Here is a 15,308-nt window from a genome sequence, read left to right on the forward strand (position 1 = left end):
TGCCGCATCGTCGCATATGTGCGGAAGTTTTATTTGACGTACCCTTTTTGGCCCTCAGTGCGTCCTTTTTTAGTTTCACGTGAAACTGTGCCGTATTCGCGGAACCCTATGCGATTCGTGGCCGACTGCGCTTAGCTGGATTTCTCTGGTGGCACTGCACTACCGCCAAACTCCCAAGCTGTTCCCGCACTGCTCTGACCTGTAGATTGGCCGCACCGTTCTACTTCAAGGCTTCAACCGTCGGCTGCAACCCCCGGTGTTTCACGTGGAACATATTCTCTAGTAAAGCCGGGGTTACGTGTTCGAGCAAAGCTGCGAGCGTGCGTTTCACGTGAAACCACTAAGACCGAGAGACCCTCGCAAGCGTAAAGCTGATAATGTAGCGGGTACTCGTCGATTCGTGTACGTCTGGTTGTTTCACGTGGAACCCTACTGCTGGGCCGCGAGGCTGTTGCGCCTATCAATTCGGCTACGCGCTCCCGTGCCGTTGGTGCTCATGAGAGCTGTGCACTTGCGGGAAGTTAGGTTCACATCAAACTCTCTAAACGTGTCTAGCAATCAAAACTCGCTTTGTACCGCAAATGGAGCCTGCACGCTAGAACGCGTTCGGTGGGCGCAGACAGGTTCGCTGTTTCACGTGAAACATCATGAAGCGTACGAATCGTCGGCTCTACGACGAGTATTTGTTGGCACAAGTTTCACGTGAAACATGGCCTGGATTGGCATAGAACCTTTTGATACGACGATTTGCGAGTTGGGCTGTATCGGCACGGCTACTTGCAACCGTTTCACGTGAAACACGCGAGATAGAAGCGCGTACGTGATTAGCTCCAGCCGGATGTTTCCGGAATAGTCTATATTCGTATTTCCAATTAACGGTGTTCCACGTGAAACGCCGCTTTATGCCCTTTAGATAACGTTTCTGGAGCACAAAGTGCGGGCTTATGTTGTTGTCGCCAGTTTTCACAATGTCGATTAAGAGCACTTGTGCGGACGCATTTGTTTCACGTGGAACCGTGGTGAAAAGCAAGCCACGAGTTCGTCACAGTGATTCGTCGCGCAGACGCCTGTCGGTAGTTGGTAGCCCAAGTCATTTTCAACGCTGTTGCGGTGCGGCTGAAGAAAGAGTCGGTTGGCGATGTTTCACGTGAAATGTCGTGTATAGGAGTCAAGGCGTGCTTAGAAGGGTGTTCGAGGCTATGGGCAAGCAACCCTAGCTTCAGAAATGTTCTTGACGCATGAGGGATCGCTAATTGTGTTTGTTCGTACACTGTCGGGTTTCACGGGAAACAGCCCTTCGAGTGCTACCACCGCTTCTGGAATCTATCCACAACTGATGCGTTCCGCGGACCGTACGAACCGCCTCGGCGAGGTAAGGACGGCGGCGTGGGGCGACGTGCTAGACGGGAAAGAGGGGTTCCACGTGAAGTTGCGGTGGTTAACTCACATATGTGAAGAGGTGTGTGGATAACGTGCGATGGAGAAAGCCCACCCAAGGAATCCGGGCGCCGATGGCGGTCCGGCACAGGCCGCAATCATAGACAAAAGTCCTGGTCAGACACGCATACCCGGAATGCCCACGACAAGTTGAGCTGCTGTGGATAACCATGTGGATAAGTCTGGGCATAACGGCGTAACGCCCTGCACGGTGAGAGCGTTTCGACCGTCAGTCCCGGCGGTTCGCGCCGTGTTAGGTGGCAATATCGCGCCGCAAATCTTCGAGCGCACCGCGGACGGCAAACTTTGGGCACGCACCTTCGAGCACTCGTTCGTCCACTACTTCGGAACCGCGAAGCGCAACGATGCGCCACGTGGGAAGAACGCGAGGCGAGAATTGCGGCCCAGGCTGCTCAGAATCTTCCGCAACCGAAACGTCATGAGCATCAACGCTTACGGACGGCAGATCAAGATCGCGCAATTCTCGGGCCGTGAGCGGCGCAGGAAGAGACGGCGCCGCCCACGAGGCCCAATAGAGATGGATGTGAAACGTGACGGCTGGGCTCGAAAGCGAACCGTCGGATTCGCGCTCGCTCACTCGAGCGTGGCGAGGTACTTCTCTGCGTCGAGAGCGGCCGAGCAACCCGAACCGGCAGCAGTGATGGCCTGGCGGTAGCGGTGATCGACGACATCGCCGCACGCGAAAACACCCTCGAGGGATGTGTGGGTCGTGCGACCCTCGCAGAGGATGTACCCCTCGTCGTCAATATCGATCTGGCCCTTGAAAAGATCGGAGCGGGGCAGGTGCCCGATCGCCTCGAAAAGACCATCGGCAGGAACCGTTTCACGCTCACCGGTGACGGTATTTTCAAGCACGAGGTGCGAGAGCTCGTTATCGCCCTCGATGCCAACGACCTGGGTATTCCAACGGATTTGAAGCTTGGGATCATCTTCCGCGCGCTTCGCCATGATCTTCGAGGCACGCAGGGCGTCACGGCGGTGAAGCAGGGTAACGGACTTGCCGAAACGGGTGAGGAAGGTTGCCTCTTCAACAGCGGAATCGCCGCCGCCAACGACGAAGATGTCCTTGTCCTTGAAGAAGAAGCCGTCGCACGTTGCACACCAGCTCACGCCCTTGCCGGAAAGACGCTCTTCGCCGTCGACGCCGAGCTTGCGGTAGGCGGAACCGGTCGCGATGATGACGGCCTTTGCGCGGAACACGTCACCGCTTTCGGTGCGGATAGTCTTGATCTCGCCTGCGAGCTCAACGTCGGTAGCGTCCTCGAACAGGATCTCGGCGCCGAAACGCTCCGCTTGTTCCTGCATGTTGCCCATGAGGTCCGGGCCCATGATGCCCTCCGGAAAACCGGGGAAGTTCTCGACCTCGGTGGTCGTCATGAGGGCGCCGCCAGCATCAAGCGAGCCAGCGATGACCACGGGCTTCAGCCCAGCGCGCGCCGCGTAAACGGCGGCGGTGTAGCCCGCCGGGCCCGAACCGACGATCACAATGTCACGCACGGGGGCGTCCGAAGCGTCGGCAGGCGAAGCAGTTTCAGCCGCCTCGGTCTGCGCTCCCGCAAGGCTGATGCCGAAGCCACCGCCGAGGGTGTTGAGGATCGGGGTCTGAGGCTCAGAGGTGGTCATGATGTCCTTTCACAGCGAAAGCTCGCAACGGTCAAACAGAACAAGGGTAGGTGGGAAGGCTGAGATCCGCGGTCAGCTCTTCGGATCCACGAGTACCCGTGCGGAAAACAGGAGATCGGAGGCGCCGTCGGCATTTCTTCCGCATGTGGAACGCACGACGGACGCGGAAACTTCCCCACCCTCGCGGCGAACTTGCGTGAGGTTATGCTCATCGAGCACAAGGAGCCACGCGTTTTCGTCGGCGCCCCACGACACCTGCTCGAGCATAAGCACCGACTCTTTCGACGACAGGGACTTCAGGCACTGCGTGACGTCGAACGTCGCGGGCGTTTGCAGGCTTCCGGTATCGAGAAGGTTTTGGACCTCGGCGCCGAGCGTGTACTCGGTGAGTACCGGAAGGCCGGCATTATCGGTTCCAGGGGCCGAGTTCGAATCGGCGATGCTTTGCGAGGCAGGTGCGTCCATCGTCACGCTGAGGTTGAGCGCCCACGACAGCATGACGCCAAGGAGAATCGTCACGACGAGAAAAGCGGCGAACACCCCGGGTGGGAAGCCCGTCCAGCTTTTCAATTCGCCTCGCGCGCGTGAGCGGCGACGCGAGCCGCGACGAAAGAACATCATTCCTGATTGACCTTCACTTCGGCGATTTCGAGGCGGAACCCACCGTCGACAGCGCCGAGGTTCGGGGCCCACAGCACAAGCGCCCGCGCGTCGACGGGCTTCTCGGGCGTGAGGGTGAGGTCTTGGCCGGCGGCGACCTCGCCCGAGGCGAGCACGTCGCCGAGCTGGCCGTCCTCAGTCAGGGTGCGCAGCTCGATCGTGCCGCCCTGCTGCGCGCCGGGCGTGACGCGGACGTTCTTGACTTCACCTTCGCCGAGGTCGAGCTTGACGCCCATCCCGTCGCGAAGCTTGCCGAAATCGGCGCCGTTGTACCGCTGGGTCTTCCACACGGTACCCGGATCGCCGTCAAGCATGTTCCCCGCCCTCTCGGGCTTATCAGCCTTCGTGGGGTCCGGCGGGTACACGATGCTCACCTGGTTGAGCGGCGCGAGGGGCTTGGGCGTCTCGGTTGGTTTTTCGCTCGGCTTTTCAGCCGGGGCCTCGGTTTCTTTCGGGGCTTTTTCTTCCGACGCCTGCGTGGTCGGGCTCGTGGCGACATCTCGATTGTGGCGGCCCACCGACGTCACGGACGTTACCGCCCAGACGAGGCCGAGGATGACGGCGAGGAGGGCAGCAACGAGAATGACGCGCGCCGTTGTCGAGCGAGACACTGTGCTGGCGCCGGAAGCCGGGGTGCTCCCCGATGCGTCGGAGGCGAGTGCGATGTCCATGACGTCGCGGAATGCTGAAGCGTGCTGTGGGCTTTGCGGGGCGGGAGCGTTCGCGTCGAAGGCGCTCGCGTCGCGGCCCTGCACGGGGATGACGACACCCGCTCCGGGAGCGTTTTGGCGCACGCGAGGGGCAGCGTGCTGCACTGCCGAGGGAGGCGCCACGGCCGGGCGGCCGGGAGCTGAGTGGGGTTCATCGTTCGTGTTTGGTGTGCGCGGAGATTCGGCGAGGGACTCCTCGCGACCCGCGACCGGAATAGGGGCGGGTGCGGCAGGGGCGACGGGCGCCACCGGCGCCGTGGGTTCCTCCGCAGGCGCAGCCGGGGCGTAGTGCGTACTCGGGTCGATGTGGCCGGGGAAGGTGCTTGCCGCGCTTGGGTTCTGAGGGGCGTCGATGACCTCGGACCACGGCTTTTCAGAATCCGTAAGGGGCCTGTCGACCGTCTCGGCCGTGCCCGTCAGTGTGGCTTCAGGGGCCTCGGAGCCCTCGGTGATTTCGGGGCCTTCGCTGTTTGCGGGAGTTTCTGTGTGCTCAGCGTTCTCTTCGGCCTCGACATTCTCATTGGCCTCGGGGTTCTCGGCGGGAGCAGGCGATTCGGAATCGCTTACCGCAGCTTTGCTCTGTGCTTCCGCCTGGCGCTCAAACGGCCCCGCGACAATGGGTCCCGCGGCCTTGCGCACCGCGAGTGGGACAGGCGCCCCCGCGTGTTGCTCGGGATCGTACGCCTCGAGAGTGACCGGAAGCGATTGCCACGGTGAAAGCTCCTCGCGTACGTCCTCAATCGACAACGGACGCGGTCCATCCGCGGGCGCATTCGGCGTGAGCGGCGTCAGAAGAGCCGCAGTGAGCGCACCCAGCTCGGCGGGAACCGTGCGCGGAGACGTTGTCGACGGATCGAAGGAGGCGTCGGAACCGAAAAACTCCGGCCCGCGCCCCGCGAGCCCGACATACAAAACCCGGCCCACGGCTCGCACGTCCGGGCTGAGAGTGAAGGGTTCGGTGAGGTGCAAAAGACCCTCGTCGCCCGCATCTTCGACACCTGCGCCGAGGATCGTCACCTGATCGTGCTCAAGATCCACGAACACGCGATCCTCGTCAAGGTGGTGGTGGCGAATGCCCTTGCTACGGGCCTCCTGGAGCGTCGTCGTCACGCGACCCGCGATCGTGCGGGCCGTTTCTGCGCGAAGCGCGCCGTCGCGGGTGAGGTCAGCGAGGGTGGGAAGGCCCGGATCCGTATACACCACCGCGGTCGCCTTCGACTCGCCGTCGCTCGGCTCAAGCACGTCATGGACGGCCTCGAGGCCGGGAACGCTCACGAGAGACACGCGGCGGGCCGCATCGAGAACATCGGCGGCAAACTCCCCGCGCACGAGGAAGACGAGAATCGGCTCGCCGCTCTCCTTCACACCGCGATGCCACGACGCCCCTTCGGTGGTGGACGATGGCACGCGGCCAGATTCTCCGCGCCCCGAACCGTCCAGGGCAGGGCTCAGCGAGAGGGAGGAAAAAAGCTCCTCGAGGCTGCGAATATCGGTCACGGTCATCCTTTGGTTCGCTTGAACAGTTCGATCCGATGTTTGACCATCGTAGCGGGGTGCCTCTGGCACGCTCGAGGTTTCCTCCACGGCGGCGGGAGTCTCCTCCTGCGGCTTTTCTGCTGGTTTCCCGCGGCCACGCTTGCGCATGACTCGGGAGGCGATCATCGTTGCCGCGTCGCGGATCTCAGACACGCGAAGCGCCCACGCGACAAGAGCAAACACCCCTGTCATGACCGCCGCAACGATGACGCCCACGACGATCGCGATGAGGCGCCCCTTCCACGTGAGATCGCCGAGAAGTGCGAGGAGACCCCAGCCCGCGGCCATTGAGACCAGGCCGGCAACGAGAAGACGGGCAACCATCGACACGGCACCGAGCGAGTTCACCTGACTCATGTCGACGCCCTTGCGGGCGAGATTGCGCCGCATGTGCCACACGCCCTCGAGCCACCCGATCAGAATCCCGACCGAGCTTACGAAAGCGCCCGCCGCAGCGGCATAGCGAGGATCGACCCAGAAGAGGATCACGGGGATCGCGATGAGCGAGAGCACCGTTGGGGGAACGCGCATCAGGAAGGCCGTGCGGGTGTCCTCATAGGCGTAGAAGTAGCGAGTCACGAGGTAGGTTGCCGCGAACGCGGGAAGTCCCAGCGTGTAGCCGATAAGCACGAGCCCATTTGCACCCGCGCCCGTGGGACTCGTGCCGCCCACAACGACCCACATGATCGGCGCCGCGAGAACAACGAGCACGGCGGTCGCGAGGATCATCGGCACGAACAGAATCCTGTTCATCGACGAATACGTGCGGTAGGCCCCGAGGTGGTCGTGTTCGGTCACGCGCTTCGACATCCGCGGGAAGATACTCGTCACGAGCGATACGGCGATGATGCCCTGCGGGAGCATAAAAACCGTGTAGGACCAGTCGAGGGCCGCGAGAGCGGGGTAAAGCTCGCGGGAAGCGCCGACCCCGCTCGCTTGCGCTTTTTCCACCGCCGAGACCGCACCGCCCGTTGACCAGCGACGTGCGAACACCGCGATCTGGCCGATAACCATCATGGCGAACGTCCACAGGCCCATCGTGCCGAGCTTGCGTAGGCCCAGACCGCGAAAACCCCACTTAAACCTGATCTTGAGGCCGATCTTCCTCGTCCAGGCCCACACGAGCAGGGCCTGCGCGGCGCTGCCCCCCACTTGGGAAAACGCGAGCACGAGCACCATGCCCCACGTCCACTGCGTGCCATCAGGCTGCGTGCCCCACAAAACGAGGAACAGGATCGAGCCTGCAATGTTCATGATGTTGTTGAGCGCGGGGGCCCACGTGAACGGGCCGAAACTCTCGTGTGCGTTGAGGATCTGCCCGAACATGATGTAGATGCACGAGAAAATCATCTGCGGCATCATGAAATAGCCGAGAACCGTCGCGGCCTGCGCCGTTCCCGGGTCGAGCTTTGAGTTCGCCACGACCGTGAGGAGAGGAACGGCAAGCGTGCACAGGGTCGTGATGGCCGCCGCGACAACGAAGAACAGGGTGAACAGGCGCGAACAGAAATCCTCGCCCCGATCCGGGAGCTTCGCTGCGCGCACGACCGCCGGTACGAGGATCGCGTTGAGCGTGCCGCCGCCGATGAGGATCCACAGCGAGTTCGGCAGAATTTGCGCTGCCGAATAGGCGTTCGCCGCGATCGATGCCGAGCCGCCGAGCACCATGCCGAGCAAAAAGGTGCGCACGAAACCCAGGAGTCGGGTCGACGCGGAGGCAACAGCCATAACGGCGCTCGCTCGCATAGCTTTGCCCCGCGCGGAGGAGGTGCTCGGTTTGTTCATAGTTCGGTTCGGGTCCTTAATTCCTGTGTCACGAATGGTGCGGGGAGGCGTCGGGGTCGTCGACGCTCTCAAGATCCTCGGGCGCCGTGATGGCCGGGCTGCGGGCATCCGACTTCGTGCGGCCCGCGCGGATCACGCCCATGGCGACGAGCGCGGCAAGAAGCACCATCGCGACGAGGGTCGTCCAGTTCTCCCACTCCGGATTGACGCTCAGTTGGCTCTCGCGAGAATCGAGGATGACCCCGTTTTCGCTCGCGATCATCACCGTGAACGTGCCGTTCCCGCTTTTCACTGCTTGCACGGGAACGGAGTGATCGCTCGTCGTGAGGGCGGGGAGAGTGATCGGTGAGAGCTTCCCGCCCGTCTTTGCGATGCGGTCAGAAAACGACACCGTGGGCTGGAGCGTTGCCGGGGTGGGGAATCCGTTGTGGACGGTAAATGGGATCGATGCTTCGTTGGAGACGAGGTTGTAGGTTCCCGCGAGCGTGAGCGAGATTCGCCGGGTGTTCGCTTCCGTCACCGTCGCGATGCTAGAAAGCCGTCGAACGTGCGCGTTCGCGTCCGCGAAAAACGGGCTGCTCACCCCCGAGGCCGCCAGAAGAACCGCTCCGGAAAGGTAGCTCGGGTCCTTGAGCGTCGCGCGCACGTCGGTGAGCGACGTGAGGCTCTTCTCGACCCGTTCGCTTGCGCCCGCCGGCACCTTTTCGGGCGAGGCGTCGATGTGGGCGGGGCTGGCGTCGGAACCCTCACCGATCGCGCGCACGGACTTCACCGTGCCAACCCAGTAGTTTCCACTCTCGCCGATGATCGAGGTCGTGCCTTTTCCTGCCTTCGCCGCGTCGAGAAGCGTGGATGCAGGGGCGTGGGCGACCCACGGCGCGGCGCTCAAGGTATCGAGCAGGTGCGACGTGCGCTCGGGATTCAGTGAAGAGGTCGCGGACGGGGCGAGCAGGAGGGTGCGCGGGGCCGACGCCGGCTGGCCCGCGATGAGTGCCGTGTCCGCGAGGGCCCGCTGGTAGGACAGTTCGGGGTCGCGTGCGTCAGCGAGGTGCTCTGAAAGTTCGGTCAGACGCGTGTCGTAGCCGACGAGCGCGACCGTGGATTCACCCTTGCGTGCAAGCTGCGCGTAACCGCTCGGTGTGACGTTGGGGTTCGTGGAGGAGAAGAAGGATTCGGCGGGGACAAGAGCGACTTTCGCGCCCGATGCGCGTATCGCTTTCGCGGAGACCGCCTCGGGTTCCATGCGGACGACTGTCGGCGCCGTGCTGAGGCCCGCGCTTGTCGCAGCGGCGGAGGCCTCTTTCTCCAGCAACTTCGCGGTCGAGCGGGCAGTTGCCGGGCTCGCGAGGGCGAAAGGCGCGAGCGTGACGTCGTGACTCGAAGCCGCGTCGATGAGCGCCGAGCGGCGCTCATCCCAGGTGTGATCCTGCCCCCACGTTGTGCCGGGGGCGGGTGCGCTCGCGGGTTCATCGGCGCCGCCCGCGTCGGAGGCAGCGGGGGTCGTGGGAGGGGAAGGGCTCGGGCTCGGCGTGGAGTCGGAAGGTGCGGGATCGAGCTTAGACAGCGCTTCGTCGAGCGTACTCATCCCTTTGGGAACCTTGAGGTCAGTGAGCATGGAGGGGTCGAGCCACCAGCTCACGTCAGCACGCTGGGCAATGTCCCACTGCGCGGCGAAGGCACCCTCGCGAACGTCCTTGGCGAAGGCGTCGGGGTCGGTCGCCGCGAGTGCGGGATCGGCACTTGCGAGAGGCGCGAGGTAGGCGAGGGAAATCCGGGGCGTTTCGGCGGTGGGCTGCCACACGAGAAACGTGCGGAGAGTTGCGGCGGCGGTGCCCCCGGTGGAGGACTGGGTGGCGTCGGCCGACGCCTGCGCCCCCGTAACCGCCGTAAGGGCGATGCGGCGCGGCCCCCACAGTGATTCGTCTCGCGTGTAGCCGAGAGAGTCCGTCGGGACGCGCACCGTGAACTCGGCGGCCTCGCCCGGCCCGAGCGTGCGCGTGGCCGAAGTTCCGCGCACCGTTCCTCGGTGCGATGTATCCGCCGCATCCATCGCCGCCCATTCGTCGGCAACCGTGCGATCCGTGACTCGCGACGTGAGCCCCGAGAGCTCCAGGGCCACGCCCTCAAGCGGGGTGCTTCCCGTGTTGGTAATGTTCACGCGGGCTTCGACCGTACCGCCCGGCTTCACCGCCCCGGGGGAGAGCGCGCGAAGATCGAGCGTGAGGGGCGCGCGGGCGTCAGGTTCCGGTGACGGGGCGGGTTCCGACGGTAGGGCGGGTGCGGTCAGTGCCACATTCGTGGGCGGTTGCTGGCCGGTAAACTGGTACGCTGCGGTGTCCCGCTGGGCGAGCGCGCCGGCGGGCACGAGAGCCGCACACAGGATCGAATACAGTGCGACCATGACGAAGAGGGCGCGACAAACGCGCCGCGTCACGGATCGAAGCATGGAACCACTGTAGAGGGCGCAGCTTCGTGCCACGTGCCAAACACGGGTGGCGCGCGCGGAGCGATCCGCACATCACAGATCAAGGTGAGGAATGAACGACGTGACTAACGGCGACAAGCGTGAAGCACACCGGATGGGGATCGAGACCGTTCGCATCCGCGCGCGGAGCATGTTCCAGGCGCTTCCAGCCTCCGTTCACGAGCTCGGCCACATGTTCGAGACTGCGGGCGAGGAATTGGCACTCGTCGGCGGGCCCGTGCGCGATGCCCTTCTTGGCCGCAGTAGCGATGACCTTGATTTCACGACGTCGGCGCGGCCCGAGTCGACGGAGCAGATTCTTCGGCAGTGGGTCGGCAAACGGGGCGCGATCTGGGACATGGGGCGCGAGTTTGGCACGCTCGGCGCGCAGCTCGACGGCGTCAAGGTCGAGATCACGACGTACCGCACGGAGGAATACGATCCGCAGTCTCGAAAGCCGCAGGTCGCGTACGGTGACACGATCGATGGCGATCTCTCGCGACGCGACTTCACCGTGAACGCGATGGCCGTTCGTCTTCCCTCTCTCGAGTTCATCGATCCGTTCGGCGGTCTCGAGGATCTTGCTGCGGGGCTTCTTCGCACACCGGTCGCTCCCGAACAGTCCTTCAGCGACGACCCGCTTCGCATGATGCGCGCCGTGCGCTTCGCCTCGACCCTTGGATTCGACATCGAGGAGGGAACCGCGCGCGCAATCGCGGCCCTCGCCGGCCGCCTCGAGATCGTGAGCGCCGAGCGTGTGCGCGAGGAACTCGTCAAGCTCATGCTCGGCGATCACCCGAGGCGTGCCCTCGAGCAGATGGTCGATCTTGGCCTTGCCGAGATCATCCTTCCCGAGCTTCCCGCGATGCGGCTCGAGATCGATGAGCACCACAGGCACAAGGATGTCTACACGCATTCGCTCACGGTGCTTGAGCAGGCGATTGACCTTGAAACAGGCCCCGAAGGACCGGTTCCCGGCCCCGACTTCATTTTGCGATTCGCGGCGCTCATGCACGATTGCGCGAAGCCTAATACGCGCCGCTACGAAGAAGGCGGAGTCGTGACCTTCCGGTTCCACGAAGTCGTGGGGGCGCGCATGGCGAAGGCCCGAATGAAGGCACTCAAGTTCGATAAGGAGACGACCAAGGCGGTCGCACACCTCATCGAACTGCATCTTCGCTTTCACGGCTACGCGGATAGCGAATGGACAGACTCGGCCGTGCGCCGCTACGTGACGGACGCGGGCGATCAGCTCGAACGCCTTCACCGCCTCACGCGCGCCGATTGCACGACGCGTAACAAGCGCAAGGCCCAGCGTCTTCGCGAAGCCTACGATGACCTCGAAAAACGCATCGCCGAGCTCGCGGAACAAGAAGAGATCTCCAAAATCCGGCCCGATCTGGATGGCCGCGCGATCATGCAGATTCTTGATCTCAAGCCCGGCCCGGCAGTCGGCAAGGCATACGCCTACCTTCTTGAGCTGCGCATGGAGGAGGGACCTCTCGGCGAGGAGGAAGCCTCGAGGCGCCTTCAGGAATGGTGGGCGCATAATGGGGCGCACGAAAGCGCGCCGGCGACGAGAGGAACCTCGAAGTGAGCGACAAGAGCCCAAAGGGGACGAGCCGTACCCGCTCGAGCGGAAAGCGTGCAGCGCGCCCTGCGACCACTCCCGCGGCAGCGAGCATTGGTCGCAGCCGCACGAAACCGCGCCCCGAAAACGCCGCGCCCACGAAAGGCCGGCACGCTGTAGCGGGAGCAGGCACGGCTGCGTCTAAGCCCAAGCCCAAACCCAAGCCCACGAACTTTCTCAACTACCCGCGCGCCGGAAAGGAGGGTTTTTTGCGGTGGCTTCCCTCGTGGCGCCTCCTTTCCGCGGCCGTCCTCGTCCTCTTCTGTGCTGGCGTGGGCTTCGGTGCGTGGCTGTATGCGACTACCGAAGTACCCGAGCCGACCGATATCGCCGTTGCTCAAACGACCCGCGTGTACTACTCGGACGGAAAGACTCTCCTCGGCGAGTTCAGCGACCTCAATCGCACGATCCTGCCCGCCGACGAGATCCCGGACAACGTCAAGGAGGCTGTCGTCGCCTCGGAGGACTCCACGTTCTACGAGAACCGCGGCATTTCGCCGAAGGGTATCGTGCGCGCTCTCGTGAACAACCTTTCTGGCGGCTCCCGCCAGGGGGCTTCGACGATCACCCAGCAGTATGTCGAGAACTACTACACGGGCAAGGTCACGTCGTATACCGGCAAGGTGCGCGAAATGATCATGGCCGTCAAAATCGATGAGGAGCTCGACAAGAACGAGATCCTTTCGCGCTACCTCAACACGATCTACTTTGGCCGTTCCGCCTACGGAATCGAAGAGGCGGCGCAGGCCTACTTCGGTAAGAGTGCGAGCGAGCTCGATGACGCCGAGGCCGCACTTCTCGTCGCCGTCATTCCCGCACCGAGCGCCTACGACCCGGCGAAGAATCCCGATAAAGCGAAAGCGCTCTGGCAGCGGGTCATCGACCGAGAGGTCAACGAGACGGGAAGCCTCACGAAGGAGGAAGCCGACAAGCTCAGCTTCCCCGAGACGATCGAATACAAACGTCAAAACTCCTTGCGCGGCACAAATGGCTACCTCATGACGACGGTGCGCAAGGAACTCGAGGCGCGAGGCTTCGACGAGGACGACATCGACACGGGCGGCTACACGATCGTCTCGACGATCGACAAGCACACGCAAGAATCGACCGTCGAAGCGATCGCGAATCTCCCCGAGGACCGCCCCGAGAATAACCGCGTGGGAACCGTGAGCATCGACCCGTCAACCGGTGCGATCCGGGCGCTCTACGGCGGCGAGGACTACCTCAAGCAGCAGCGGAACGACGCTACCCAGTCGCGCATGCAGGCCGGTTCAACGTTCAAGGCGTTCACGCTTGTTGCCGCGCTCGAGGAGGGCTATAGCCTCCACTCCAACTGGGACGCCTCTTCGCCTAGGACCTTCAAGGGGTGGACCGTCAAGAACTTCGGCAATGTCTCGCGTGGCAGCGTCGATCTCCTGACCGCGACGCGGCACTCCTACAACACGCCCTATGCGGCACTCAACGTTGACATGGGCGCCGAGAAGACGCGCGAAGCGGCCGTCAAGATGGGGCTTTCCGAGAAGACACCCGGTCTCGACGACAGTCCGAGCAACGTCCTTGGCTCTTCATCGCTCACGGTTCTCGAGCTCGCGGGGTCGTATTCCGTGATCGCCTCGGGCGGGATTAAGCGCACGCCGCACATCGTCGAAAAAGTGACGAATGCTGACGGTTCGAGCAAGTACGCCTATAAGGATGACGGCGAGCGAGTTCTCAAGGAGTCCACGGCGATCAACGCGACCGTAGCCCTCCAGGAACCCACGAGCTCTCGCGGCTCGGCACGAATCGTCAACAAAAAAATGGATGGCCGCCCGGTCGCGGGCAAGACGGGTACTTCAAGCTCGTTCCGCTCGGCGCTTTTCGTGGGTTACACCCCCCAGCTGGTCACAGCGGTGGGCATGTTCCAACCAAGTTCCGACGGCCGCACTGAAGAGCCACTCACCCCGTTCGGCCCGTGGGAGGACATGACCGGTGGCGGCGCGCCCGCGAGTATCTTCGCCGACATCATGACGAGCGCCCTCGACGGGCAGGACGAACTCGACTTCCCGGACGAAGTCGATACCGATGGCAAGAAGAAGCGGAAGAGGACAAAACGGACGCAGGCGCCTGCGCCGCGCGTGACCAAGGAACCCGAGGTGACCGAGGCACCATCGGAAGAGCCGAGTGAGGAGCCGCCCGCAACCGAGGAGCCGTCGCAGGAGGCGCCCGAGCCGTCTCCTTCTCCGTCCGAGGAGAAGCCGGCATCGCCAGCGCCGAAGCCGAAGCCCGAACCGAAGCCTGAACCGAGCGAAAAGCCGGAGACGCCGAAGGTACAGCCGACGCGCGGCAACGACAAACCCGTTGAGCCGACCGCGACGCCGAAAGAACCTCGGTAGCGGTGAGGTCCAGGCCACCGTCGGACCCCCTTCCCCGAACCCGGGCGAGCCGCTAGACTTGGGAAGTCTGTGGAAAACCGCAGGCGCATGCATGACCCTCCTGCCACGGAAGGACCGTGGCCGCGATAGACCACAGGAGGTGGGGATTTACACATGCGTAAGTACGAAATGGTTGTGATCCTGGACCCGTCGATCGACGAGCGTACCGTGGACACTACTTTTGAGAAGCTCATCAAGGTTGTTCCTGCTGAGGGCGGCACCGTCGACAACACCGACGTGTGGGGCAAGCGCAAGTTTGCGTACGAGATCGACAAGAAGCAGGAAGGCATCTACGTCGTTCTTAACTTCACCTCGAAGCCCGAGACCGCCAAGGAGCTCGATCGCCAGCTCGGCCTCAACGAGTCCGTTCTGCGCACGAAGCTCATGCGCGTCGACGAGAAGTAAAAACCTCGTTTACAAGCCACACCGCACCATCAGCTGAAGGAGAGTCATGGCGAACGATACCGTCATCACCGTCGTCGGAAACCTGACCGCCGATCCCGAGCTGCGCTTTACGAACTCGGGGATTCCCGTCGCGTCGTTCACCGTCGCGTCGACCCCCCGCACGTTCGACCGCCAGTCGGGCGAATGGAAGGACGGCGAAGCTCTCTTCCTGCGCTGCTCCATCTGGCGCGATGCAGCCGAGAATGTCGCCGAGTCCCTCACGAAGGGCACCCGCGTGATCGTTCAGGGCCGCCTCCAGCAGCGCTCCTACACCGACCGCGAAGGCAATAACCGCACCTCGATCGAACTCCAGGTCGACGAGATCGGTCCTTCGCTTCGCTACGCGACCGCGAAGCCGACCCGCACTCAGCGCGGCGGCAGCGGAAACTTCGGTGGCGGTTTCAACGGTGGTAACAGCGGTGGCGGCAACTATGGTGGCGGCCAAGGCGGCTACTCCAACCAGGGAGGCTACGGCGGTAACCGCGGTGGCGCCCAGGGTGGACCGCAGGGCGGCCAGAACCCCGCCGATGTTGACCCCTGGAGCAACGGCGGCGCTGAAGAGCCACCGCCCTTCTAAATCGCGCCGC

Annotated in this window: 9 protein-coding genes; 4 read left to right on the forward strand and 5 right to left on the reverse strand. The window is 63.4% G+C overall.

Annotation, left to right across the window (positions count from 1 at the left end):
- Window positions 1–1,690: 1,690 nt before the first annotated feature.
- The 5 genes from E6X30_RS08655 to E6X30_RS08675 all read right to left on the reverse strand — a co-directional run bounded on the left by E6X30_RS08655 (window position 1,691) and on the right by E6X30_RS08675 (window position 10,218).
- Window positions 1,691–2,035, reverse strand: a complete 345-nt coding sequence (locus tag E6X30_RS08655) for a hypothetical protein (protein ID WP_101687205.1) — start codon at window positions 2,033–2,035, stop codon at window positions 1,691–1,693.
- Window positions 2,032–3,081: a thioredoxin-disulfide reductase gene (gene trxB / locus E6X30_RS08660; RefSeq protein ID WP_016663515.1), complete on the reverse strand. Its 1,050-nt coding sequence runs from the start codon at window positions 3,079–3,081 to the stop codon at window positions 2,032–2,034. The genes E6X30_RS08655 and trxB overlap by 4 nt, the downstream gene beginning before the upstream one ends.
- Before the next feature lie 72 nt (window positions 3,082–3,153).
- Window positions 3,154–3,702 carry a hypothetical protein gene (locus E6X30_RS08665; RefSeq protein ID WP_016663514.1) on the reverse strand — a complete coding sequence of 183 codons (549 nt, stop codon included), beginning with the start codon at window positions 3,700–3,702 and terminating at the stop codon, window positions 3,154–3,156.
- On the reverse strand, window positions 3,699–7,715 hold the full coding sequence (locus E6X30_RS08670) for a lipid II flippase MurJ (RefSeq protein WP_316336036.1): 4,017 nt from the start codon (window positions 7,713–7,715) through the stop codon (window positions 3,699–3,701). Before E6X30_RS08670 ends, E6X30_RS08665 begins: the two co-directional genes overlap by 4 nt.
- An 85-nt stretch (window positions 7,716–7,800) precedes the next feature.
- Window positions 7,801–10,218 carry a DUF6049 family protein gene (locus E6X30_RS08675; protein ID WP_316336037.1) on the reverse strand — a complete coding sequence of 806 codons (2,418 nt, stop codon included), beginning with the start codon at window positions 10,216–10,218 and terminating at the stop codon, window positions 7,801–7,803.
- A gap of 91 nt (window positions 10,219–10,309) precedes the next feature.
- Between E6X30_RS08675 and E6X30_RS08680 the strand changes: the two genes are divergently transcribed.
- The 4 genes from E6X30_RS08680 (at window position 10,310) to E6X30_RS08695 (ending at window position 15,298) form a co-directional block, all read left to right on the forward strand.
- Window positions 10,310–11,833 (forward strand): CCA tRNA nucleotidyltransferase, encoded by a 1,524-nt coding sequence (locus E6X30_RS08680; protein ID WP_316336038.1) that lies wholly within the window; start codon window positions 10,310–10,312, stop codon window positions 11,831–11,833.
- Window positions 11,830–14,238, forward strand: a complete 2,409-nt coding sequence (locus E6X30_RS08685) for a transglycosylase domain-containing protein (protein WP_316336039.1) — start codon at window positions 11,830–11,832, stop codon at window positions 14,236–14,238. The genes E6X30_RS08680 and E6X30_RS08685 overlap by 4 nt, the downstream gene beginning before the upstream one ends.
- Window positions 14,239–14,391: 153 nt before the next feature.
- On the forward strand, window positions 14,392–14,682 hold the full coding sequence (rpsF, locus tag E6X30_RS08690; protein ID WP_016663509.1) for a 30S ribosomal protein S6: 291 nt from the start codon (window positions 14,392–14,394) through the stop codon (window positions 14,680–14,682).
- 46 nt (window positions 14,683–14,728) lie between these two features.
- Window positions 14,729–15,298: a single-stranded DNA-binding protein gene (locus E6X30_RS08695; protein ID WP_259853570.1), complete on the forward strand. Its 570-nt coding sequence runs from the start codon at window positions 14,729–14,731 to the stop codon at window positions 15,296–15,298.
- The last annotated feature ends 10 nt before the right edge of the window (window positions 15,299–15,308 follow it).

Origin of the sequence: Dermabacter sp., from assembly GCF_032550575.1 — a bacterium.
GTDB classification, from domain to species: Bacteria; Actinomycetota; Actinomycetes; order Actinomycetales; family Dermabacteraceae; genus Dermabacter; species Dermabacter hominis.

Bases quoted from the DNA above. Each gene is read 5' to 3' on its own strand.
- trxB (WP_016663515.1), bottom strand. From the start codon at position 3,081: ATGACCACCTCTGAGCCTCAGACCCCGATCCTCAACACCCTCGGCGGT.
- E6X30_RS08665 (WP_016663514.1), bottom strand. From the start codon at position 3,702: ATGATGTTCTTTCGTCGCGGCTCGCGTCGCCGCTCACGCGCGCGAGGC.
- E6X30_RS08670 (WP_316336036.1), bottom strand. From the start codon at position 7,715: ATGGCTGTTGCCTCCGCGTCGACCCGACTCCTGGGTTTCGTGCGCACC.
- E6X30_RS08675 (WP_316336037.1), bottom strand. From the start codon at position 10,218: ATGCTTCGATCCGTGACGCGGCGCGTTTGTCGCGCCCTCTTCGTCATG.
- E6X30_RS08680 (WP_316336038.1), top strand. From the start codon at position 10,310: ATGAACGACGTGACTAACGGCGACAAGCGTGAAGCACACCGGATGGGG.
- rpsF (WP_016663509.1), top strand. From the start codon at position 14,392: ATGCGTAAGTACGAAATGGTTGTGATCCTGGACCCGTCGATCGACGAG.
- E6X30_RS08695 (WP_259853570.1), top strand. From the start codon at position 14,729: ATGGCGAACGATACCGTCATCACCGTCGTCGGAAACCTGACCGCCGAT.